The sequence below is a fragment of the Ravibacter arvi genome (assembly GCF_039540405.1).
GTDB classification, from domain to species: Bacteria; Bacteroidota; Bacteroidia; order Cytophagales; family Spirosomataceae; genus Ravibacter; species Ravibacter arvi.
In genome coordinates this window covers 73,196-96,529 of sequence record NZ_BAABEY010000016.1, presented here as the reverse complement: position 1 = coordinate 96,529, position 23,334 = coordinate 73,196, and the positions used below count along the sequence as shown (strand labels likewise).

The following is a 23,334-nucleotide window of genomic DNA, read 5'->3' as shown; positions in this document are numbered from 1 at the left end:
TGACGGGCAAAATAACAACTTCCTTTTCTAAAATACGTAAAAAAACCTCTTTAGACCGAAATTTGGTCCAAAGAGGTTTCCTCCGATCAAAGTCAGGGAGATCCTTACTCTACAATCAGTTTTCCCTGCATCAGCGCATAGTGACCGGGGAAGCTACAGATATAAGTGTAAGTACCTTTTTTAGGCGCTTTGAATTCTACAGTAGTTGATTCGCCACCACCGATCAGCTTGGTATGAGCCAGGATTTTCGATGCTTCGCTTTTCGGAATATACTCGGTATCACGCGCCTGCGCTGCCTTCTGGCCAAACGACGCAACGTCGGTGCCTTGCGCAAGCAGTACGAAGTTGTGGCCCATTGCCGCCTTTGCCAGCTTACCGGTATGCTTCAAAGTCAGTTTGACAGATTGACCCGCCTTAACTTTAAGCTCCTTTTTTGTGAATTGCATTGCATCAGTACCTTCAAGTGTCAATTCCACTTGCTTTTGGGCTTGCGCCGTAGAAATCAGACCAACAAACGCCAGGATGGTTGCCGCAAAGAATAAACGAAACTTAGTCATTTTTTTAATTTTGATAAGGATTAAAAACTATTTGCGAATTAACATATAGAAACTTGCATATGCAAAACTATAGACGGCCAAGAGGCTTCAGGGTTTAACCACAATTGAAAAAGAATTATAGCTCGCAAAGACACCCAAGCCCCCGATCACGTTTGAATATACCAGAACAGGCTCTGCAAAAGGATTATCAGCCGCCATCTCGTGCTGGTCTATGGTACGGTGATATTGAAAATAATGCCGGTCGGTGCGATGTAAATTCAAAGTAATCCCGGTTACATGCGGCGGCTCCTCCTGTACCGGAACGCCGTTGTTCGTATAAAACACCGGGCGCTCTATTCTTACCCGGCCTGTAGGCGACTGCATAGTCCCGCCATTGGCATTCACGTCACTTTGAAATTCACTCCTGCCGAAATTGTCATCCCAGAACAGGGCAATGGTAACCTGTCCCCGGCGAACTACCGACTTCCCGTTTTCATCTGTAGTCAAGTAGCTCGCAATGGCATGGGCGGTGCCCGAAACCCGGTAGTAGTCTTCAGTTGCAGCGGGGTCGGGCCACGAAAACTGTACCGCCAGCGTGGTATCCTGTCTGCTGAAATTACCGCGCAGGCTTGCATATGAGGTATCTATCCGATAGGAACTGATTGCAGCAGGTACTTCAGGAACGGTCGTCCGGGCTTCAACACGCCGATTACCCTCTTCTACCACCAGGTGATAGGTATTTCCCGCTTTTATCCCTCCCAGCCGGAAAGGACGGATGGTGTAGGCCAGCAGTGTTGAGTCGAACGGAAGCGGGATCCCGTCGAGTTTTACGCTGGCACCACGCAGAACCTGCCTTTCATTACCGGTTTCCAAACTGAATATAGGTACGGACTCCAATACATATACCCTGATCAGGGTGTCTTGGGGGGATATAAAAGAATGAACCGACAGCTTTGCCTCGGCGCCGGCTATCTCCAGGGGCGAAACAACCTCTACCAAAGATCCGCACGCCGCCAGAAAGAAGGTGAGGGCCGTCGCAATGGCCCGGCTTGCCGGTTTCGCCCTCCGCCCCGAAAAACTAAAATTTAAATCCATAGCTGACAGAAGGAATAATCGGAAAAAGGGAATATCGTTTCAATTGATAGCGGCCTAAACCGTTATTATCCAGCGAATAGAAAAATGGATTCCGACGATTGTAGAGGTTATAAAACGAAATATCCCAAACCCTTTCGTACCGCTTTTTCTGTTTGATAAACTGGATCGAAATATCCATACGGTGATAAGGCTCTGCCCGGAAACTATTTTTTTCGCCGTAGTCGCTCACAATCCTGCCATAGCCGAAGGGCGCCAGACCTGGGTTCGCATAACTACTCCAGCCTCCGACCGGCATATGCGGCATGGTGCTGTAAGTGGCAACGGGTAAGGTCAGGGCATTACCCGTTCCGTAAACCCATACTGCCGAGAGGTGAATCTTTTTCGTCAGCTCGTAGATACCTACCACCGATATATCGTGGCGCCGGTCATACCTTGGGAAAAATATCTTGCCGCCATTCAGCTCCGGGAACTTCCAATAGGTCCAGGACAAAGTATAACCCACCCACCCCGACAGCCTGCCTGCCTTGCGCTGAACCAGGAATTCGGCGCCATAAGACCACCCCTTACCCGAAGTAACGCTGTTCTGCCAGTTCACATCGCTCGCACCATCTCCCTGGAACGACAAAAACGAAGCACCTTCCTTGTAATTAAGAATATCGTTCATGTGCTTGTAGTACCCTTCGAGCGTGAGAGTGATGCCCGGCTTTTCAAGATCCTTGGCGAACCCGGCCGCGACCTGCCGCGATTGCTGCGGCTTTACTTTCCTGGTGGTAGGTACCCAAAGGTCTGTCGGCAAACCCAGGCCCGTGTTCGACAGCAGGTGGACATATTGGTTCATTTCTGCGTAAGATGCCTTGAACGATAGCTTATCGGCCAGTTGCACAGCTGCTGAAAGGCGCGGTTCGGGTCGCAGATAGCGTATGGAGTCGGACTGATACATACTCAGCCGGAAGCCCGCGTTAAGCTTAACCCGCCCCCCGATTTGCCATACGTCCTGTACATACAGGCCGCTCTCGACAGAATTTTCCGGAGTAGTGGTCTGCCGGAGTGGCGTATCGACCAGGGAGCCGGCAATAACCAGCGCGGAAGGTGTAAACTGATGTCGTATCGCCTGCACCCCGAAACGGACGGCATGAGCGGGGTGCGGATAATAGTCAAAGTCGGATTTGAGCCCGATGTCCCGGATTCTGGAAAGATAGCTCAGGCTAAACTCCGTTTCGTCTTTGGTCCCGACATTCTCTGCAAAATAGTTATTGACGCCAAACTTGAAGCTGCTGAAAATAAGAGAGGTATTTGCAAATAATTTCGAGTTAAAAACGTGGTTCCAGCGCAGAGTGCCCGTTACATTTCCCCAATCAAGCCCGGCATGAAGCCGTCTTTCATCCCCTTTCTCCTTTACGGAAAATTTGTCCTGCCCCAGATAACCGCTTAGATAAAGTTTGTCTTTATCTCCGAAATCGTAGTTTACTTTTGCGTTCAGGTCATAAAAATAGTAGCCCGGATTTACCTTGTTCTCCTCTCCGCGCTGCTCGCGCGCAATGAAAGGCTTAGCTAATATATCAATATAGGTCCGGCGGCCGGAAACCAGGAAAGAAGACTTACCCTTTGACAAAGGTCCCTCCAGGGTAAGCCTGGAAGCCACCAGCCCGATACCACCTTCACCCTTTAATTTCTCCTTGTTCCCCTCTTTCATGTTCATCTCCAGAACGGACGAAAGCCGCCCTCCGAATTGAGCCGGAAAGCCGCCCTTCGTTAACTCCACGCTTTTCAACGCGTCACTGTTAAAGATGGAAAAGAAGCCAAACAGGTGATTGGCATTGTAGACAATGGCTTCGTCTAGTATAACCAGGTTCTGGTCGGGACCGCCGCCGCGTACATACAGCCCGGCCTGCCCTTCGCTTCCTTTCTGGACCCCGGGCATCAGCTGCAGCACTTTCAGCACATCTTTTTCCCCCATAAATCCCGGAATCTTCTTTACCTGCGCAATCGGGACTTCTATTTTACTCATTTGCGGTACCTGGCTCACAAACGCCTTTTGCCTGGCGGCAGAGACCGTAACCTCCTTTAATTCTGTTGCAGAAACCAAAGACACATTGCGCGTCAGGTTTTCGTCGGGCAGCCAGGAAAAATGCTGCGAAGTGAAGGCAACAGAGGAATAAGCAATCTCCACCGTGTCTTTTGAAACGGGCAGCGTGAGTGAATAAAATCCGTAATTATTGCTTACCGTACCGAAAGAAGTCCCCGGGACATACACCGAAACGCCTGGAAGCAGCTCCCCGCTGCCGGCTTCCTTCACAAACCCGCTGAGGGTCACTGAGCTTTGTGCAAAAAGAAGCCCCTGGCTGATCATCAGCCCCCAAAAAAACAGAAAACACTTCACCCGATGCCCAATATGGATTTACAACAACAGAAGCAAATTCTTAATATACGAACACTATCTTGCCGAACTGCTTTCCTGCTTCCATACGCATCATCCCGTTCCTTATCTCCTCAAAAGGAAGCACTACATCAATCACCGGTTCCAATTTCTTTTCTTCCACAAATGCGAGCATGGCCGCAAAATCCTTGGGCGACCCCATGGTGCTGCCGAGAATAGACAGCTGCTTAAAAAACACCTTGGCCGGGACCAGGTTGGTAATGTTCCCGACTGTGCCGCCATAAAAACAGATTCTCCCGCCCGGAGCTGCCAGATCGGTCAGCCGGTGAAACTCGGGTCCGCCGGCACTGTCAATAATAACGTCGAAATATCCCGACTTCGGTGCGCCCACCCTGGTCAGCGCCTCTCGATGCCAATTTTCGGCCCGGTAATTAAACCCGCCTTTGGCGCCGAGCAAAACAGCTTTTTCAATCTTGTCTTCATTGCCGGAAGTCACCCAAACTTCTGCTCCGGCCGCCACTGCGAACTGGATCGCAAACAAGGCAACGCCCCCTCCTGCCCCGGTTATCAGTACTTTTTCGCCACGCTTCAACCCTGCCCTGGTCATCAGGCTCCGCCAGGCAGTCACGCCAGCCAACGGCAAGGCAGCCGCCTGCTCAAACGACAAATGCGCTGGCTTATCGGCTATGTAATCCACCCGAACCTTTACATACTCTGCAAAAGTCCCCCAAGCTTCCAATCCGAGTATAGTAAACCCGGGACCGTAATGAGTTTCCGCATCTCCCCAATCATGCCCCGGATTGATGATGACGCTTTTCCCGATATGGGTTGCATCCACGCCTTCTCCGACCATCGAAATAATTCCGGCGCCGTCGGAACCGAGTATAGCGGGCGCGTAGGCCCTGGGGTAAAGCCCTTTTTGGATCCAGACGTCGCGGTGGTTGAGAGAGGCGGCCTTCACGGCCACGAGCACCTCCCCCGAAGCAGGCAACGGCTGATCTACTTCTTCATACACCAATGGCTCGTGGAGCGCTTTCAATACGGCTGCTTTCATTCCTGTTTCAATGCTTTTAAAGGTCCATGCCGGATTTCGATAACAGGCCCGGCAACCTGACATCCGGTGTAATAATAAATGAATGCAGCATGAATCGCAAAACCAATTGCGCCGGCAAACCGCGAAGAGGATGTTCACCCGTTCAGTTTCCTCCCCGCTTCGATCGCTTTCCTGACACTTGATCCGTTGGTATCGAGAAGATTCTTCGCCGTATCGGCGTCCACTTTCAGCTCATCCATAACCATGGTCACCGCGCGCTGCACCAATTTGTAATTGGTCAGCTGCATGTCTACCATCTTGTTGCCTTTGACCTTCCCCAACCGGATCATTACCGATGTAGACAACATATTTAATGCCAGTTTTTGGGCGGTACCTGCTTTCATACGGGTGCTACCGGTCACAAATTCGGGCCCTACGACGATCTCCACGGGGAACTCCGCCGATTTCGCCACCGGTGAACCGCTGTTGCACACGATGCAGCCCGTGAGCACTCCGCGGCGGCGCGCTTCATCCAGTCCGCCGATCACATAAGGCGTGCGTCCCGATGCCGCAATGCCCACAACAGTGTCATTTTCGTTGATATGATATGCCTCCAGATCTTTCCAGGCCTGATCAGGGTCGTCCTCAGCATTTTCCACTGCCCGGCGGATCGCACCGTCGCCGCCGGCGATAATCCCGATGACCAGGTCGAACGACACCCCGTAGGTAGGCGGGCATTCAGAGGCGTCGACAATACCGAGACGCCCGCTCGTTCCGGCGCCTATATAAAAGAGACGCCCGCCCCGCTCCATGCGCTCTACTACCGCCCCGACCAGCGCTGTCAATTGCGGAATTGCTTTTGAAACTGCAAGCGGCACGGTCTGGTCTTCCTTGTTAATATTGTTGAGCAATTCCCCCACGCTCATCCGATCAAGGTTTTCGTAGTGTGACGCACCCTCGGTGGTCAAACCTGACATTCGACTATCCATCTTTATTTATTTATATTTTTCTTTAAAAAATAAGCGCCGGCACAAAAATATAACTATCCGTAACAAAGGTCTCGCTTCACCGGGTGATTTCCGTCACAATAAAATTCTTGAATTTCATCAACCAATACAATAATCTATTGAAACACCACTGTTGATACCATAGAATGGCAGCCTTTGGCGCCGGAATTACGAGGCGCCGCACCCAGCCGGCACGTGACCGCCAGTCGCTTGAAAACTTAGAAAATATCGGGTTAAGCCGGGCATCCAACCAACTTCCTTCAAAAACATCAAAATAATTAAAATAACATTTGGAAAATAAGAACTAACCCACCTTATTTGTGTCAAGATTAAAAAACAGCGAAATTTCGCTAATCTACTTTTCCGAAATCCATTGTTAACATGATCCGGCTACTACCCATAGGTCTTCTACCCGTCCCACCCCAGCGGTGGTGAGTGTGACTTATTGGTTAAACCAGACGCCTCACTCACAATCAGCCGGGTGAGGCGTTTTTCTTTCAAACATTTCAAGATAATGTCGAACGAACTTAACAAGTATTCCAAAACACTTACCCAGGAGGTTACCAACCCGGCCGCCCAGGCCATGTTGTACGGAATTGGCCTCAAAGAAAGCGATTTAAAAAAACCCCAGATCGGGATTGCCAGCACGGGCTACGAGGGAAACCCCTGTAACATGCACCTTAACGGCCTTTCCGTTTATGTTAAGCAGGGCGTTCAGGCAAGCGGCGAGCTGGTTGGGCTTATTTTCAATACCATTGGCGTTTCCGACGGTATGACCAACGGAAATGACGGAATGCGTTACTCCCTACCCAGCCGGGACCTGATTGCCGACTCTATTGAATCGGTGGTAGCCGCCCAATGGTACGACGGCCTCGTAGCGGTGGTAGGTTGCGACAAAAACATGCCGGGCGCTATCATGGCCATGGCCAGGCTGGACCGCCCTGCGATTATGGTCTACGGCGGGACCATCCGTTCAGGTCATTATAAGGGCCAAAGCCTTGACATTGTATCTGCATTTGAAGCTTTGGGCAAGAAATTTGCCGGCAATATCTCCGATGAAGATTTCAAAGGGGTTATACAAAATTCTATTCCCGGTCCGGGCGCCTGCGGTGGCATGTACACCGCCAACACCATGTCGTCTTCCATAGAAGCCATGGGCCTGAGCCTTCCCTTCAGCAGCACTTATCCGGCTACGCATGAAGGCAAACAGGAAGAGTGTAAAAAAATCGGGGCAGCAATGAAAAACCTGCTTGAAATGGACCTCACTCCTTCCAAAATCATCACCCGTAAATCCCTTGAAAACGCCCTGACCGTGGTAATGGCGCTGGGCGGCTCTACCAATGCAGCGCTTCATTACCTGGCTATCGCGCGGGCGGCAGGCATTCCGTTAACCCTCGACGATATCCAGAAAATTTCGGACCGGGTTCCTTTTATAGCCGATCTGAAGCCAAGCGGCAAGTATTTCATGGAAGACATGCTCTCGATAGGCGGTGTGCCGGCCGTCATGAAGTACCTTCTGAAAGAGGGATTGCTCCACGGCGACTGCCTCACAGTTACCGGGAAAACCGTCGCCGAAAATCTTGAAAACGAAAAAGATCTCGATTTTGAGGCACAGAAAATCGTATTCCCGCTTTCAAAACCCATCAAAAGCTCGGGGCATATCCAGATCCTTTACGGAAATCTTGCACCAACCGGCGCAGTAGCCAAAATAACCGGCAAAGAAGGGCTTCATTTTCACGGAACGGCCAAAATATGCGAGCATGAATCCGAAATCATTTCAGCGCTTGCCAACGGGGAAATCAAACCCGGGCAGGTGGTAGTCATCCGGAATGCAGGCCCTAAAGGCGGCCCCGGTATGTCGGAAATGCTGAAACCTACCTCCGCCGTGATGGGGGCCGGGTTGGGCGACAAGATCGCGCTGATCACAGACGGCCGCTTCTCAGGCGGAACCCACGGTTTCGTTGTGGGGCATATCACTCCTGAAGCATTTGAAGGCGGACCGATCGCGCTCGTAAAGGATGGGGACGAGATTACCATAGACGCCACCACCCGTGAACTGACACTGCATGTGTCGGACGAAGAACTCGCAACGCGGAAAGCTGCATGGGTACAACCGGCTCCCCGGTTCACAAAAGGAGTGCTGGGCAAATATATCCGCAACGTAAAATCGGCCAGCGAAGGTTGCGTGACCGATGAAGCTTAACCGAAGAAGTAAAGACATTCTACCGACCACTAATTCAAAAGAGTAATGGACTTAAAAGAGAAACAGGAAGCTACGACTTCCTTAAATTCAGACTCTCAGGATCGTGCGGTTCAACCCGCGCCGACCGCGGTAATTAACGGATCGCATGCGGTAATCCGCTCCTTGCTCGCAGAAGGAGTCGATACCATTTTCGGATATCCCGGCGGCGCCATTATGCCGGTTTACGATGCCATTTACGACTACCAGGACCAGATCAACCATATCCTGGTACGCCATGAACAAGGTGCCGGTCACGCTGCCGAAGGCTATGCAAGGCTTTCAGGTAAGGTAGGCGTCTGCCTGGTAACTTCAGGCCCGGGGGCTACCAATCTTGTTACGGCCATTGCCGACGCCATTATTGACTCAACGCCAATGGTTTGCGTAATCGGACAGGTAGCAAAACACCTCCTCGGCACCGACGCTTTCCAGGAAACTGACGTAATGGGCGTTACCATGCCGATTACGAAATGGAACTACCAGATCACTTCCGCCGACGAAGTACCGGAAGTGATGGCAAAAGCCTTTTATATTGCCAAATCAGGTCGTCCGGGCCCGGTGTTGATCGACATTACCAAAAATGCCCAGCTCGAAATGATGAACAAACCGTTTACGTACGCCCCTTGTACGACTATGGTGAGCTACCGTCCGAGGCTGATGCCCAAATCAGAACAGATTGAAAAGGCGGCTGCGCTTATTAACGCCGCAAAGAAGCCGTTCCTGTTTGTAGGCCACGGGGTCCAGATCTCCGGAGCTGAAAAGGTATTGCTCAAATTCATAGAAAAAACCGGCATTCCCTGCGCCTCTACCCTTCTTGGCCTGTCGTCTGTTTCTGTTGATCATCCCCTGTATATGGGCTGGCTGGGCATGCATGGCAATTATGGCACCAACGTTCTGACCAACCAGTGCGACCTCATTATCGGTGTAGGGCTGCGTTTCGACGACCGGGTTACCGGTGACGTGAGCAGGTATGCGAAACAGGCCAAGGTGGTGCATATTGAAATTGACCCTGCCGAAATTGACAAAATCATCAAGGCCGATGCGCCGGTCGTGGGCGATGCCAAGGCAGCCCTCGAAATGCTGCTTCCGCTTGTGAATGCCGGGTCTCATCCGTCGTGGATCGCCGAATTCGGAAAATATGCCGAAATGGAAGACCGGCAAATCACGCAGCCTGAGCTTGCTGCAACCACCGAAAAAATCAAAATGGCGGAGGTAATCAGGAGCCTTTCCGACAAAACCGAAGGACAGGCCGTAATCGTAGCAGACGTAGGCCAGCACCAGATGATGACCGCCCGCTACTACGAATTCAAACGTCCGAATTCCTTTATCACCTCGGGTGGACTGGGTACAATGGGTTATGCGCTGCCTGCGGCATTCGGCGCCAAGGTGGGCGCGCCTGACCGCGACGTCTATACCTTTATCGGGGACGGGTGCTTCCAGATGACCATCCAGGAGCTCGGTACCATCGCTCAGAGCGGGCTGCCGGTAAAAATCATCATCCTCAACAACAATTTCCTGGGTATGGTGCGCCAGTGGCAGCAACTGTTCCACCAGAAACGATATTCTTTCGTAGAGCTTCAAAACCCCGATTTTATAACCATCGCAAAAGGGTTCGGGATTGACGGCCATACTTGCGAGAAGCGGGAAAACCTGTCCGAGTCGCTCGACAAGCTCATCTCCTCCGACACGGCATACCTGCTCGAAGTGCTGGTCGAAAAAGAAGAAAACGTTTTCCCGATGGTCCCGTCCGGCGCCTGCGTGTCCGACATACGCCTTCAGTAGCGATCATCTATCTCTCGAAATCCCATATTTAAAGTTCTCATGTCACAGCCTTTTTCAGCCGCTACCGGCACGACCTATACCCTCTGTGTCTTTACCGAAAATACGGTCGGCCTGCTCAATAAAATTACCATTCTTTTCAGCAGGAGAAGGATTAATATAGAAAGCCTCACGGTTTCCGAAACCGAAAGAAAGGGGGTTTCCCGGTTCACCATTGTCATCCAGCACGAGATCCGGGAAGAAGTCGAAAAACTGGTGCGGCAAATCAGGAAGGTCATCGAAGTGCTCGCCGTGTTCGGGTACCTCAACGAAGAAGTGGTCTACAACGAGATCGCGATGTTCAAAATCTCAACCCTCAGCGGCGCCAAACCCCTTGATATCGAGGTGATCAACAAAATCTATAAAGCATGGGTCGTATATTGGGGGCTTGATTATGTGGTGATTGAAAAAACAGGCTCGTTACCGGAAATCCACGACTTCTTCAACTATATCAAACCGTATGGTATTCTTGAATTTGTCCGTTCGGGCCGCGTTGCGGTCAGCAAGTCGTCAAAAAGCCTCGACGACTACCTGCCCGAGGCCGAGTGGGAGTATTATTTGTAGGACCAACCGTTAATGACCGCCCGTATCAACCGTCCTTTATTGCTTGCCTGCTGCGCTGTTCCCATTGTGATCTTCCTGTGGACAGTGTTCGCCATGAGCACCAACACGCCTTTTCAGGACGATTTCGACGCGCTCCTGGAACCGGTGCTCCTGCTGCACAGCCAGGATTTTTTGTGGGCCGGGTTCTGGCGGGCACTTTATCAACAGGACGATGAACGACGGATCGTAGTGGACAGGCTGATTGCTTATCTCCTCTACACTTTCAACGGGGAGCTGAACCTGAAACTCATGGTGATTGGCGGCGCCCTGAATCTGCTGATTGTCCCCGCGGTATTGTATCGTTGGTTCAAATCAACAGCTACCAGCCTGGTTTTGATGGTACCCATAGTATGGGTGTTGTTCAATATCCAGTTCTATGAGACCATTTTCTGGGCGATGATCCCGTTCCAGCACCTCGCCGTTTTTGTCTGGGCGATCCTGACGATGTGGCTGCTGACCCGTGGTACCCGCGCCACGCTGCTGGGGGCGTTGGCGACGGGCCTGCTCACCATTTACGCTGACGTCTCGGGGAATTTTATTCTTCCTGCAGGGCTGCTGGCGCTCGCTGCCCAGTACCGTTGGCGGGAAGCAGCGATATGGCTGCTGGTGCTCGGTATTGTGTCCGGATTTTACTTTACAGGGCTGGAAATGCCGGCGTACCGGCCTAAATTTTCTGACAATTTTTCCAACCCCTTCCAGATTGTTCTGGTATTGATCACCCTCTTTGGCATCTGGGCCGATCCCGGTCCCACTTTTCCGATGCTTTTCAGGGAGGGCCTATCTCTGGCATTCGGCCTTGCAGGCCTGATTTTTGTGCTGCAATTACTGGTAAAAGAGGTAAAGAATACCGTTGTCAGGAAAAATACACTCAAAAAAGACAGTGCTTTTCTCTGGGGAACACTCGGCTTTATCACAATTGTCCTGCTGGTGCTTGCGTCCGGACGAGCTTCGGAGGGGTTGGAGACTTTTTTCAATCCCCGCTACCGGCACATGTACCTGTTCTGGATCATTTTCAGCTATTTGCTCGCAGTCCGCTACAACCCGGTATGGTTCCGCTCGTCTGTGGTACAGAATACCCTAGTAGCCGGGTCCGTACTTTTCTGCGCCAATGCTTACCTGATGTATTGGGGTGGGCTGGACAAGTACCGGAAGACCTTTCTGATTGACGCCTACCAATGGTACCATAACCGCTCGCTTCCTTCATCACCAATTTATTTGTCGCTTCGCAAACGCGTCGACGATATTTATGAAGGCGTATACAAACAGGGCATCTATCACCCGGAAAAATACCCTTTTGAAACGCTTCCGGACGCGCCGGTTGAAGGCAAAATCGAAGTTGCGCTTCACCAGGCTGATGGCGGAGTGGATGTTTCAGTCGCGAACGTTGCCCGGGGTATGGGAAAAAATGACGGCGCTTACCTGATCTTCAGGGCGGATAATGGCGAAACGCATATATTGCCCACCTATCACAGGCAGCGCCCCCTGCACCGCCTTCTTCTCGACGGAAGCTATTACTATCCCGATGCGCAAATGGACCGGTATGCTACCGATTATTTCAAATCCAAAGCGTTTGAGGTAGAGGTAGGTATAATCGAAGGAAAAAAACAGTACCGGCTGATTACCGGAAAACAGCTACGTTTGTAGACCTAAATTTGTATTCGAAATATTTCTAATCACTAAACAAGTATCTCAAAAATGGCAAAGTTGAACTTTGGAGGAGTGGAAGAGGATGTAGTAACCCGTGAAGAATACCCACTGGAGAAAGCGCAGGCGTTCCTGGCGAATGACACCATCGCTGTAATTGGTTATGGGGTTCAGGGACCCGGCCAAAGCTTAAACCTCCGTGACAACGGTATCAATGTAATCGTTGGACAAAGAAAAGGCGGTAAAACCTGGGATAAAGCCGTTTCGGACGGTTGGGTTCCGGGAGAAACGCTTTTTGAAATAGAAGAAGCACTGGAAAAAGCCAGCATTATCTGCTACCTCCTTTCTGATGCAGCACAGATTGAACTCTGGCCGACTGTGAAAAAACACCTTACTGCCGGGAAATCTCTTTATTTCTCACACGGCTTCGGTATCACTTACAAAGACCAGACCGGTATTGTACCTCCTGCCGATGTTGATGTATTCCTGGTTGCTCCAAAAGGTTCAGGAACTTCTCTTCGTCGTTTGTTCGTGGAAGGAAAGGGACTTAACTCTTCTTTCGCCGTATTCCAGGATGCTACCGGTAAAGCACGCGAAAAAGCTATCGCACTCGGAATCGGCGTAGGTTCAGGCTACCTCTTCGAAACTGACTTCTACCGCGAAGTAACCTCTGACCTTACCGGTGAGCGCGGCTCTCTGATGGGGGCGATCCAGGGAATCTTTGCCGCTCAATACGAAGTGCTCCGTGAAAATGGCCACTCACCTTCCGAAGCATTCAACGAAACAGTAGAGGAGCTTACTCAATCCCTGATGCCGCTGGTAGCAGAAAACGGGATGGATTGGATGTATGCCAACTGCTCGACTACCGCACAGCGCGGTGCACTGGACTGGTGGAGACCTTTCCGTGACGCGACGAAGCCTGTTTTCGAAAAACTTTACAACTCAGTGAAGACCGGCAACGAGGCAAAAATTTCTATCACCCGGAACTCACAGCCTGACTACCGCGAAAAACTGGAGGCTGAGCTGAAAGAACTCCGTGAGTCTGAAATCTGGCAGGCAGGTGCGACTGTCAGAAGTCTGCGCCCGGAACGCAACTAATCTCCTTCTTCGGAAACCGCATCAAAAGGTTCATCATCTTCGATGCGGTTTCCGGAATCTACTTCTTCATCAATATGCGCTCTTTTCCTGAAGCCGGAAACAGTGAACAGCCTTCACTTCAAGGCATATTAAAGGCATCTCACCGGTTAAAAGACGTCATTGCCCACACCCCGCTCGCGTTCAACGCCCATCTCTCGGAAAAATACGGGGCCAATATCTATCTGAAACGGGAAGACCAGCAAATTGTCAGGTCCTACAAGGTCAGGGGTGCCTACAACAAAATGGCCAGCATTCCCAAAGCAGATCTGCTTCGCGGCGTTGTATGCGCAAGCGCCGGCAACCACGCCCAGGGAGTAGCGTTCGCCTGCCGCAAGATGGGAGTAAAAGGGACCATCTTTATGCCTACTACGACTCCGTCACAAAAAATCAGGCAAGTCGGGATGTTTGGCAAAGAATGGACCAACGTACGGCTTTGGGGCGATACTTTTGACGATTCATACAAGGCTTCTCTCGCATTTTGCCAGCAGGAAAACGCAACCTTCGTTCACCCTTTCGACGATGTTCATGTAATAGAAGGCCAAGGTTCCGTCGGGCTTGAGATCCTGGAGCAATCGGAATTCCCGATCGACTATCTGTTGCTCCCTGTCGGCGGCGGCGGTCTGGCCTCCGGCATCGGGATTGTTTTCGGGGAGCTTTCTCCGGCCACCCAAATTATCGGCGTGGAGCCGGAAGGAGCGCCTTCACTCACCCGCTCCCTGTTGGAGGGAAAAGTGACCGAACTTACCGAAATTGACAAATTTATTGACGGGGCTGCGGTTAAAAAAGTCGGCGATCTTACCTTCACAATTTGTCGTGATGTATTGAACGAGGTGTTGCTCGTTCCGGAAGGGAAAGTATGTACGACCATCCTGCAGTTGTACAACGAGGAGGCGATCGTGGCGGAACCGGCAGGCGCGCTGAGCGTAGCGGCCCTGGACCTGGTCAAAGATAAAATCGAGGGCAAAAACGTAGTGTTGGTGATCAGCGGCGGCAATAATGACATTACCCGTACAGAAGAAATCCGGGAAAGGTCAATGCTCTACGAGGGACTTAAACACTACTTTATTATCAGTTTCCCGCAAAGAGCAGGCGCTTTCCGCGAATTTCTGAATGTACTCAGTCCCAATGATGATATCGTCAGGTTTGAATACATCAAGAAAACCAACAAAGAGCAGGGGCCTGCGCTGGTAGGAATTGAACTACAAAAAAAGGAGCACTATCAGCCGCTTGTAGACCGGATGACCGACGCCGGCATTACATTTGAATACGTCAATGATCAACCCGATCTGTTCCGTTATCTCGTGTAATCGCGGCAGCATTTCAGCATGTAGACCGAAATAGGTCTAGGAAAATAGCTTTGAATTCCATTACCTTTGAAACAGGAAAGGGAGTCCCCTTATACACCGTATATTCTGTTTTTAAGGCTGATAACGATTGTTAACATTCCTACGGGATTTATTCCCGCAGGAGCGGTGTTATCCGTTTGTCCAAGTTAGAACCTATGCTAAAAATCCATCGGCTCTGCCTCATTTTACTTTTGCTTTCAAGCTTTTCCGCAAGCGCCCAGTTTCAAAAACATGCCCGCTTCGAGGTAAGCCCCGCCACAAAAGAACTGAAGACCGGCGACCAGGTTGACCTGGTTTTCCGGGCTACCATAGACAAGGACTGGTACTTATACTCCTCTGACATTGACCCTGAGTTAGGGCCCACCCCCACGTCCGTCACCATTGAGCCGCACCCGTCTTTTGAGCTGGTCGGGAAGCTGAAGCCCGTCGGCGCCCAAAAGAAGTTTGACAAAATATGGGATGCCGACATCACCTTCTTTGAACGCGTAGCCACTTTTCGGCAAACTGTTAAGATCCTTCAGAAAAACCCCGTAATAAAGGGGGAAATCGGGTTCCTTACCTGTAGCAATGTCTCCGGCATGTGCGTACCCGGAGATGAGGCTTTCTCCGTCACGTCACTCCGGGTATCCGATGCACCCGCCACCGCTAAACCGGCAGCCGATATTGCCCCTGCAGAACCGGTAGCGCCCCCCATAGCGCAGGCTACTCCTGCACCGGATGCCATTGATACTGCAACAGCCGTTCCACCGGCCGACACGGCAATAGCTCCTGCCCCGGCCGCATCGCAAACGACAGAAACCGCTCAGCCGCTTCCGGCATCAGGCGGTGACTCCGGCTCGCTGTGGGGCTTCGCGCTGGCCGCATTTCTGGCCGGCCTCGCCGCGCTCCTCACGCCCTGCGTATTCCCGGTCATCCCTATGACTGTAAGCTATTTTACCAAGCAAAAAGACGGCCGGAAAAAAGCGCTTCTGTATGGCCTGTTTATTATACTGATCTATACCTTCATCGGCGTTATCGTTTCAAGGATAAACGGCCCGGCCTTCGCCAACTTCCTGAGCACCCACTGGGTACCCAACGTCTTTTTCTTCCTGGTGTTTTTCCTGTTTGCGCTTGCTTTTTTAGGGATGTTCGAGATTGTCCTCCCAAGTTCGCTGGTAAACAGAATTGACGCCAAAGCCGACCAGGGGGGAATTGCCGGCGTATTTTTTATGGCGTTTACCCTTGTGCTGGTCTCGTTCTCATGCACCGGCCCCATCGCAGGCAGTATCCTGGTCGCCTCTGCCGGCGGGCAAATCCTGAAGCCTATCGTTGGAATGGTGGCCTACTCGGCGGCATTCGCCATCCCGTTTACCCTATTTGCGCTATTCCCCGGCTGGCTGAAAAGCCTGCCCAAATCCGGAGGATGGCTCAATACCGTCAAGGTAGTGCTCGGCTTCCTCGAGCTGGCACTGGCACTCAAATTCCTCAGCATAGCCGACCAGGTGTACCACTGGCGCATACTCGACCGCGAAATTTTCCTGGCTTTCTGGATTGTAATCTTTTCCTTCCTGGGTTTTTACCTGCTCGGAAAAATCAGGACACCGCACGATTCCCCGGTTGAAAAAATAAGCGTACCCCGCATTATTCTTTCCGTCATTACCTTCGCCTTCGTTGTTTACATGCTACCCGGGATGTGGGGTGCACCGCTTAAAAAGCTGGCCGGGTACCTGCCGCCGCAAACCACGCTCGACTTTGATCTGAGTCGTAGTGTTTCGTCGGAAGGCGCAGCGGCGACGGGCGAAACCGTCAAGTACGCAGAGCTTTTCAAACTTCCCCATCAACTGCAGGGCTTCTTTGAGCTGGAACAGGCGCTGGCGCATGCCAGGAGGGTTAACAAACCCGTATTTATCGATTTTACCGGCCACGGCTGTGTAAACTGCCGGGAAATGGAGGCCCGGGTATGGAGCCATCCGGACGTGCTGGAGCGACTAAAAAAAGATTTTGTAGTAGTGGCGCTCTATGTCGACGATAAGACCACGCTACCCGAGCAGGAATGGTATACTTCCAATTTTGACCAGCGGGTAAAAAAGACCATCGGCGCCAGAAATGCAGACATACAGATTGTACGATACAACAACAACGCCCAACCTTACTACTGTATCGTTGACCACGACGGGAAACTGCTTGTTCCACCCACCGGTTATGATCTGAGTTCCGGTAATTTTGTCACGTTTCTTGAAAAAGGGAAATCGGCTTTCCATTCACCGCAAAAATGATGCGCCTCGCCGAAATTACGGCTGCAGGCGAAATAAGCCCGTTCTAAAGTGTTAATTTACATTATGCTCAGGAGAAAAGGCGGGCCAGTATCAGCAGGATGACAACCGCAGCAATCAGGATGTGCCATTTGTAGTAAAGCATCCTGATTTTCAAAATCTTCATACGTGAATCAAGCGGCTCTTCATTAACCTGCCCGATCGAGGAACGGATTCTTCCCCAGATCGAATTGACCTCCTCCCCCGAAAGTGCGTTGGGAGAACGCCAGTCGGAGGCGCCACGGACCAATTGGGCTGCAGTCCTGACGGTTTCACGTTTCTCCGGGAATTTTTCAAGCCATTTTTCCCAGAATGCGCGGATAGGCGCATCTTCAGGGACAACCACCCACCTGATGAAGAGGCGTTCCATAGCCAACTCCTCTGCAGAATATTCAGAAAACGGTTTCATCGGTGTTGGTGGTAAGTGCTTCAACTGATTCAAATGAGTAGTGTATCCTGAAATTTTTATAACGCCGGAATATTAGCACGAAAACTAGCGAATTAACTGTTAAAGGGCCGGATAGTATGAATTTACTGATGCAAATTATCAAAGCGCCCGATCCTGCAGCCGCCGCCGGCAAGGGAGGACCAACGGGAGATGCCAGAAGATGGCATAATTCCGGGAACAGATACCCGGGACACTATTGTTGGCAAGAGAGCGTTCTTCTTTCGACCAGAATATCAGTTATGACCAGATTTTTTGCCGGGTTACACGTTATAACGGCATTCATTTGCTGCGCGGCAGTTACGGGTACCGTCCAGGCCCAGAACCGCAAGGCGGAAATTGAAAGCTTCAGGAAAAAACAACAGGCTACCCTGACGGAACTTGAAGATTCGCCCCTGCATCCGGAGGACACGGCTTCGATTACGTACTTCCCCCCCGAAGAAGATTTTGCCGTAATGGCGCGGATAGAATTGTTAAGGGGAGAAAAGCCCTTTGAAATGCCCGCTTTCGATGGCAGTACCAAGACCTTCGTCAGGTACGCGATCCTGCATTTTCAACTCAAAGGCAAACCGCACCGGCTTACCGCATTCAGAAGCGGCTTCGGTGCATTGGCCGCGCTCCAACCCACGTATTTCGTACCCTTCAGGGACGAAACCAATGCTGCAACCACTTATGGCGGCGGTCGCTACATGGACGTAGCTATCCCTCCAGGCGCCGAAAATATCCTGCTGGACTTCAACAAAGCCTACAATCCGTGGTGCGCCTATGCAGACGGCTTTCGTTGCCCCATACCGCCTGCCGAAAACACCATTTCGCAGGCTGTAGAAGCGGGAGAACGAAATTATCGGGGAACACGGCGTTCGCGGAATAGCGCGCAACATTGACCGGGCTGATTTTCACCCGTCTGGCGCTGACGTGTCTGCAGCCATCGGATTGTTTTACCGGACAATTGTATTGTTACTTCTTTTCCACAATGTAAACTGGCCTGCTTTTTTAGAATATTATATCAGTTCATCGGGGGTTTTGCTGTATTAGTTTGCATAAAATCTCCCTATCAGGTGGATTATTAGTTACTTTGTATTGTAGTTATCAAAAAGAAAAATTCACATATGGGCTTAAAAGGTCTTGTTGATTTGTGGAGCCACCGGTATCGTAAGTACTCGCACATTTCAAAAGCCCATCTATATGGGAATCAAGCCATTAATGAATTCCGAAGGTTCAGGAAACGGAATCCCGGGATAAAAATGGTAGCGGTGGTACGGACCGAACATTTCGGGGACATCGTTGCGGTTGAGCCTTTGTCGAGAGAAGTGCGTAACCTTCATCCCGACGCGCATGTCGTTTGGTTTGTCAAGCCGGTTTTCAGAGAACTCGTGGAAGTAAATCCACATATAGACGAAGTATTTCCGGAATTTTGTGTGACACAGCGTGAAGTCATACTGAAATCAGGCGTATTTGACCATGTGTACGAACTTCAGTTCAGGAACAATAACCATTGCCCAACCTGTCAGAAGTTCTACGACAACCCGATTGCGGTAGCGAAAAATATTGACGTATTCAACTATTTTGAATTCGGCAACCTCCTGGAAGTCTTCGCTGAGGTCGGCGACCTGTCCCTCCCGGCAGATCAACAGCCCAGGCTGTATTTACAAGAGTCTCATTTACAAAAGGCGGCATCGCTCGGGCTTCCACAGGGGTATATCGTGGTACACTGCCAGTCTAATTTTGCGCCCAAAGACTGGCCTGCCGAAAACTGGGAAAAACTGGTAAAATGGCTTATTCAGCGTTACCGTTGTACGGTTGTTGAAGTAGGGCTCAAAAGCAATCTCAATGTCGATGACCCGCGGTATGTTAATTTGACCGGCCGGCTTTCGATACTCGAAACCGGGGCGGTAATCCGCGGCGCAGACTTTTTCATCGGCCTCGACAGCGGGCCGGCCCACCTGGCCAACGCCGTGGAAACCTACGGCTTCGTCCTCATGGGAACGTTGGGTAATTTCGAAACTTATAACCCTTATTCAGGAAAATTCGGATCGGGGGAAAATTGTACCATCATACGGGAACCGGGCAAACCCTGCGCCGAGCTCAGCCTTGAGCGCGTAACCCGATCGATACGAGACGTACTGCCGTCTGAAGTAGTGAGCTGACCAATAACATTCCCCATTGAACAAGCATATTATTTACCTCGCGATATGAGCTACAACAGAGAACAAAAACAAGACCGTAAAAACCTCCTTTGGGCTGCCCTCGCCATCCTGGCCCTGCTCAATGTCTTGTTGCTCTATTTTTTTTACCAGGAGCGGAAAGAGAACTCGACGAAAGATTCGGTCATAGCCGCGCGGATGGAAGAGGTATTGACCACCAAAAGCAAACTGGACTCTATTTCGGTGCAACTCGATATCAAGATTGCCCAGATTCAGCAGCTCGGCGGAAGGGTCGATTCGTTGCTCTCTATGAAAGCGCAGCTTGAAAAAGACAAGCAATTGCTGAAAGACCGGAATAGCTTTTCTGTCAGGAAGTATGAGGAAAGGATAAAGGGCTATGAAAGCATGCTGGCTGAAAAAGACCAGGAAATTGCGAGCCTCAGGCAGGAGCTTGGAACGGCAACCGCAAAAAACCAGGAACTATCGGAGCAGATCTCCGGATTGCAGTCTGAAAAAGAAGAGCTAGGCGACCAGATCGACGCGTTCAGCACCAGAACGGTAGAGCTGGAAGAAAAAATCTCGCTGGCCTCCGCCCTGAGGGCCGAAAAGATACAGGTAGCTGCCATATCGGAAAAAGGGAAAGAACGGGAGGGCGGAAGCTACCGGTCGAAACGCATCAACCAGCTGAAAGTGAGTTTTGAACTGGCGGAGAATGCCGTGGCGCAGGCCAACGACAAAGAGATTTACCTCCGGGTGCTCGATCCTGACGGTGCGGTTCTTTCGGATATGGCCACTGGATCGGGCTCATTTGTTTACCACGAGCGGGAGACCATTTACAGCTCCAAACAGAAAGTAGCTTATAAAAACACCCGTACACCGGCGTCTATCATTTACGGTCGCGGTGGGGTGCCGCTAAAAAGCGGCAAGTACGTCGTGGAACTCTACGCCGAAGGTTACAAAATCGGCCAGGGCGACTTCTCGGTCAAGTAAGTCTTTCTCCGGCCCCGGGCCGGAGCCGTTTCCAGAAAAAGCATCCAGGCAACCAACTTTTGAATCAGGAGTCACTTTTTGAAGAGGAAATTACGCTTTTTGCCGATGTCATTCTACCCGTGCCCGTACCCAGGCTCTTCACTTACAGGGTACCGCGGGAAATGTCGGCTGACCTGGTACGCGGTTGCCGGGTAGTCGTACAGTTTGGCAAAAACCGGGTGCTCACTGCCCTGGTGGAGCGTATTCACGACACGCCGCCCACCCATTACACCGCCAAGTACATCCTGGAACTACTGGACCAACAACCGCTTGTTACCAGCTTCCAGATAGCGCTTTTTAAATGGATGGCGGAGTACTATATGTGCGCCGTCGGGGAGGTTTTCAATGTTGCGCTCCCTTCAGGCCTGAAAATTACCAACCAGTCAAAAATTCAGTTCAACCCGGACTTTGACTATCCCGAACTGCTTACACAGGAGGAGAGCTTCCTGATGGAGGAAGTAAAAAGGCACGGTATGCTGACCTACGAGGAGCTGGGACGGCTGGCTGAGCGCAAAAATGTCACGAGCCTGATCAAAAGCCTGATCAGCAAGCGCGCCATAATCATTTTTGAAGAAATCAAGGAAAAATACCAGCCAAAAACCATCGCGAAAATCAGGCTCGCCTCCCCGTACCAGGAAACCGAAAAGCTGGAAGAGCTCGTGAAGTCGATCGAGAAGAACACCAAGCAGCTCGATATTATTTTCCGGTACCTCAGCTATCAGCCGGTATTTAATAACCCCGAACTCAACCTGAAGGGGGTTGAAAAATCCATCTTTACACAATCGGACAGCCTGTCAGCAAGCGCCTTGGCGACCCTGATCCGGAAAGGTATTTTTGAGCAATTTGAAGCCAAAGTCTCCCGCATTGCTGACGCTCCTCCAACTGAGGCGCTGCAGTCGGTTGAGCTTTCTCCCGGCCAGCAAAAGGCTTCGGAACAAATCCACGAATTGTTCAAAGAAAAGTCGGTCGTATTGCTGCACGGCATAACCGGGAGCGGTAAAACCGAAGTTTTTATTGACCTGATCTCAAAAGCACTCAGGAGCGACGTGCAGGTCTTGTACCTGCTTCCTGAAATAGCCCTCACCACCCAGATTGTCTCCCGCCTGCAAAAGGTTTTCGGCAACAAAATGGGCATCTACCATTCGAAATTCTCGGACAATGAACGGGTTGAGGTATGGAAAGGACTGGTCGAAGGGAAATTCCAGTTTGTGATCGGCGTCAGGTCGGCCATTTTCCTGCCCTTCGACAACCTCGGCCTCATTATTGTGGACGAAGAGCACGAAAGCTCCTACAAACAGTATGACCCGGCTCCGCGGTACCACGCCCGCGATGTTGCCGTAATGCTGGGTTTCATGCACAAGGCAAAAGTGCTGCTCGGCTCTGCAACGCCCTCACTGGAGAGCTATTACAACGCCCGGAGCGGGCAGTATGGCCTGGTGACCATGACCGAGCGCTACGGCGCTGCAACCCTGCCCGACTTTGTGCTGATTGACATGAAGCAGGAAAAGAAAAAAGGGAACGTGAAGGAAGAGTTCTCAACTATCCTGCTGGACTCGATCAAAAAAAATATCCAAAACGGTGAGCAGTCCATCCTTTTCCAGAACCGGCGGGGCTATGCGCCCTGGCTGCAATGCGAGGACTGTGACTGGATTTCGGCCTGCCAGAATTGCGATGTTACGCTTACCTACCACATGCGGGAAGCGGAGCTTCGGTGCCATTACTGCGGTCACCGTGAAGCGGTTCCGCGCACCTGCCCGCATTGCGGGTCGGCACGGGTGAGAACGATGGGTTACGGCACCGAAAAAATAGAAAGTCAGTTGGAAATTCTGGTCCCCGAAGTACGGGTGCAGCGGATGGACCTGGACACTACGCGTTCGAAAAACGCCTATTCGACCATTATCCGGAATTTTGAAGAAAACAATGTCGACGTCCTGGTGGGTACGCAGATGGTTACCAAAGGCCTTGATTTCGACAATGTAAGCATGGTAGGTGTTTTCGACGTAGACCGCCTGATCAATTTCCCTGAATTCAGGGCGACGGAACGCGCGTTCCAACTAATGACGCAAGTGAGCGGAAGGGCGGGCAGACGGGCAAAAACCAAGGGGAAAGTGCTCATTCAGACTTCCAACCCGGGGCAGGAAATTTTACAGTGGATCATCGCGGGTGACTACAATGCGATGTACCAGACGGAAATAGCTGAGCGGGCCGGCTTCGGTTATCCGCCTTTTACCCGGCTTATCAAACTGACCGTCAAGCACGAAGACCTGGATACAGCGCTGCAAGCCGCGAAGATTCTGGCCGCCGGGCTCACCGAACAACTCGGAAAGACACGCGTCCTGGGGCCGGAAGCCCCGCTGGTCAACCGGGTCCGGAATCGCTTTTTGTTGGATATACTTATTAAACTTGAGCGGGAAAAGGTTAATTTTAGGGCTGTAAAATCCCTGATACAGGAAAGAGTGAACGAAATACTGGCTGACAAGACCAGGAAACACCTTCAGATTGTGATAGATGTGGATCCGGCTTAGCCAGAGAGGGGTAAATAAGCAGAGATTTTTGTCCGCCTTTTCAAACTACCATCCCAGTAAATAGC

17 protein-coding genes are annotated in these 23,334 nt (G+C 51.2%); 11 read left to right on the top strand and 6 right to left on the bottom strand.

From position 1 onward, the window contains the following. Positions 1-104 precede the first annotated feature (104 nt). The 5 genes from azu to murQ form a co-directional block, all read right to left on the bottom strand. On the bottom strand, positions 105-557 hold the full coding sequence (azu, locus tag ABD852_RS07910; RefSeq protein ID WP_345027713.1) for an azurin: 453 nt from the start codon (positions 555-557) through the stop codon (positions 105-107). Positions 558-644: 87 nt separating this feature from the next. Then, on the bottom strand, positions 645-1,631 hold the full coding sequence (locus ABD852_RS07905; protein ID WP_345027712.1) for a DUF4249 domain-containing protein: 987 nt from the start codon (positions 1,629-1,631) through the stop codon (positions 645-647). Then, positions 1,615-3,981: a TonB-dependent receptor gene (locus ABD852_RS07900; protein WP_345027816.1), complete on the bottom strand. Its 2,367-nt coding sequence runs from the start codon at positions 3,979-3,981 to the stop codon at positions 1,615-1,617. Before ABD852_RS07900 ends, ABD852_RS07905 begins: the two co-directional genes overlap by 17 nt. A 70-nt stretch (positions 3,982-4,051) precedes the next feature. Continuing rightward, positions 4,052-5,062: a zinc-binding dehydrogenase gene (locus ABD852_RS07895; protein ID WP_345027711.1), complete on the bottom strand. Its 1,011-nt coding sequence runs from the start codon at positions 5,060-5,062 to the stop codon at positions 4,052-4,054. A 134-nt stretch (positions 5,063-5,196) separates the two neighbouring features. Then, positions 5,197-6,030, bottom strand: a complete 834-nt coding sequence (murQ, locus tag ABD852_RS07890) for an N-acetylmuramic acid 6-phosphate etherase (protein WP_345027710.1) — start codon at positions 6,028-6,030, stop codon at positions 5,197-5,199. A gap of 532 nt (positions 6,031-6,562) precedes the next feature. Between murQ and ilvD the strand changes: the two genes are divergently transcribed. The 7 genes from ilvD to ABD852_RS07855 all read left to right on the top strand — a co-directional run bounded on the left by ilvD (position 6,563) and on the right by ABD852_RS07855 (position 17,090). Next, on the top strand, positions 6,563-8,251 hold the full coding sequence (gene ilvD, locus ABD852_RS07885; RefSeq protein WP_345027709.1) for a dihydroxy-acid dehydratase: 1,689 nt from the start codon (positions 6,563-6,565) through the stop codon (positions 8,249-8,251). Positions 8,252-8,296: 45 nt separating this feature from the next. After that, positions 8,297-10,069 (top strand): biosynthetic-type acetolactate synthase large subunit, encoded by a 1,773-nt coding sequence (gene ilvB, locus ABD852_RS07880; protein ID WP_345027707.1) that lies wholly within the window; start codon positions 8,297-8,299, stop codon positions 10,067-10,069. A gap of 39 nt (positions 10,070-10,108) precedes the next feature. After that, complete coding sequence (gene ilvN / locus ABD852_RS07875) at positions 10,109-10,669, top strand: acetolactate synthase small subunit (protein ID WP_345027704.1); 561 nt, start codon at positions 10,109-10,111, stop codon at positions 10,667-10,669. Positions 10,670-10,681: 12 nt separating this feature from the next. Then, positions 10,682-12,352 carry a hypothetical protein gene (locus ABD852_RS07870; protein WP_345027703.1) on the top strand — a complete coding sequence of 557 codons (1,671 nt, stop codon included), beginning with the start codon at positions 10,682-10,684 and terminating at the stop codon, positions 12,350-12,352. A gap of 51 nt (positions 12,353-12,403) precedes the next feature. Next, positions 12,404-13,450, top strand: coding sequence for a ketol-acid reductoisomerase (gene ilvC, locus ABD852_RS07865; RefSeq protein WP_345027702.1), 1,047 nt, complete (start codon positions 12,404-12,406; stop codon positions 13,448-13,450). Positions 13,451-13,524: 74 nt separating this feature from the next. Next, positions 13,525-14,796, top strand: coding sequence for a threonine ammonia-lyase IlvA (gene ilvA / locus ABD852_RS07860; RefSeq protein ID WP_345027700.1), 1,272 nt, complete (start codon positions 13,525-13,527; stop codon positions 14,794-14,796). Positions 14,797-14,990: 194 nt separating this feature from the next. Next, on the top strand, positions 14,991-17,090 hold the full coding sequence (locus tag ABD852_RS07855) for a protein-disulfide reductase DsbD family protein (protein ID WP_345027699.1): 2,100 nt from the start codon (positions 14,991-14,993) through the stop codon (positions 17,088-17,090). Between the two features lie 67 nt (positions 17,091-17,157). On the opposite strand, the gene ABD852_RS07850 is transcribed toward ABD852_RS07855, so the two are convergent. Continuing rightward, complete coding sequence (locus ABD852_RS07850) at positions 17,158-17,535, bottom strand: hypothetical protein (RefSeq protein ID WP_345027698.1); 378 nt, start codon at positions 17,533-17,535, stop codon at positions 17,158-17,160. 278 nt (positions 17,536-17,813) lie between these two features. Here ABD852_RS07850 and ABD852_RS07845 point away from each other — a divergent pair, with 278 nt between their 5' ends. The 4 genes from ABD852_RS07845 to priA all read left to right on the top strand — a co-directional run bounded on the left by ABD852_RS07845 (position 17,814) and on the right by priA (position 23,269). Continuing rightward, the gene (locus ABD852_RS07845) at positions 17,814-18,455 is read left to right on the top strand and encodes a DUF1684 domain-containing protein (RefSeq protein ID WP_345027696.1); all 642 of its coding nucleotides are present in this window, start codon (positions 17,814-17,816) and stop codon (positions 18,453-18,455) included. A gap of 360 nt (positions 18,456-18,815) precedes the next feature. After that, entirely contained in the window at positions 18,816-19,718 is a 903-nt protein-coding gene (locus tag ABD852_RS07840; RefSeq protein ID WP_345027695.1) for a glycosyltransferase family 9 protein, read from the top strand. A gap of 45 nt (positions 19,719-19,763) precedes the next feature. Beyond that, the gene (locus ABD852_RS07835) at positions 19,764-20,705 is read left to right on the top strand and encodes a hypothetical protein (protein ID WP_345027694.1); all 942 of its coding nucleotides are present in this window, start codon (positions 19,764-19,766) and stop codon (positions 20,703-20,705) included. A 59-nt stretch (positions 20,706-20,764) separates the two neighbouring features. After that, complete coding sequence (gene priA, locus ABD852_RS07830; RefSeq protein WP_345027693.1) at positions 20,765-23,269, top strand: replication restart helicase PriA; 2,505 nt, start codon at positions 20,765-20,767, stop codon at positions 23,267-23,269. The last annotated feature ends 65 nt before the right edge of the window (positions 23,270-23,334 follow it).

What these genes read in the sequence shown, in the direction of transcription:
- ABD852_RS07870 (WP_345027703.1), top strand. Translation starts at nt 10,682, where the DNA reads ATGACCGCCCGTATCAACCGTCCTTTATTGCTTGCCTGCTGCGCTGTT.
- ABD852_RS07905 (WP_345027712.1), bottom strand. Translation starts at nt 1,631, where the DNA reads ATGGATTTAAATTTTAGTTTTTCGGGGCGGAGGGCGAAACCGGCAAGC.
- ABD852_RS07855 (WP_345027699.1), top strand. Translation starts at nt 14,991, where the DNA reads ATGCTAAAAATCCATCGGCTCTGCCTCATTTTACTTTTGCTTTCAAGC.
- ilvB (WP_345027707.1), top strand. Translation starts at nt 8,297, where the DNA reads ATGGACTTAAAAGAGAAACAGGAAGCTACGACTTCCTTAAATTCAGAC.
- ABD852_RS07835 (WP_345027694.1), top strand. Translation starts at nt 19,764, where the DNA reads ATGAGCTACAACAGAGAACAAAAACAAGACCGTAAAAACCTCCTTTGG.
- ABD852_RS07900 (WP_345027816.1), bottom strand. Translation starts at nt 3,981, where the DNA reads ATGATCAGCCAGGGGCTTCTTTTTGCACAAAGCTCAGTGACCCTCAGC.
- ABD852_RS07850 (WP_345027698.1), bottom strand. Translation starts at nt 17,535, where the DNA reads ATGAAACCGTTTTCTGAATATTCTGCAGAGGAGTTGGCTATGGAACGC.
- ilvA (WP_345027700.1), top strand. Translation starts at nt 13,525, where the DNA reads ATGCGCTCTTTTCCTGAAGCCGGAAACAGTGAACAGCCTTCACTTCAA.
- ABD852_RS07840 (WP_345027695.1), top strand. Translation starts at nt 18,816, where the DNA reads ATGGTAGCGGTGGTACGGACCGAACATTTCGGGGACATCGTTGCGGTT.
- ilvD (WP_345027709.1), top strand. Translation starts at nt 6,563, where the DNA reads ATGTCGAACGAACTTAACAAGTATTCCAAAACACTTACCCAGGAGGTT.
- azu (WP_345027713.1), bottom strand. Translation starts at nt 557, where the DNA reads ATGACTAAGTTTCGTTTATTCTTTGCGGCAACCATCCTGGCGTTTGTT.
- ABD852_RS07845 (WP_345027696.1), top strand. Translation starts at nt 17,814, where the DNA reads ATGACCAGATTTTTTGCCGGGTTACACGTTATAACGGCATTCATTTGC.
- ABD852_RS07895 (WP_345027711.1), bottom strand. Translation starts at nt 5,062, where the DNA reads ATGAAAGCAGCCGTATTGAAAGCGCTCCACGAGCCATTGGTGTATGAA.
- murQ (WP_345027710.1), bottom strand. Translation starts at nt 6,030, where the DNA reads ATGGATAGTCGAATGTCAGGTTTGACCACCGAGGGTGCGTCACACTAC.
- ilvC (WP_345027702.1), top strand. Translation starts at nt 12,404, where the DNA reads ATGGCAAAGTTGAACTTTGGAGGAGTGGAAGAGGATGTAGTAACCCGT.
- ilvN (WP_345027704.1), top strand. Translation starts at nt 10,109, where the DNA reads ATGTCACAGCCTTTTTCAGCCGCTACCGGCACGACCTATACCCTCTGT.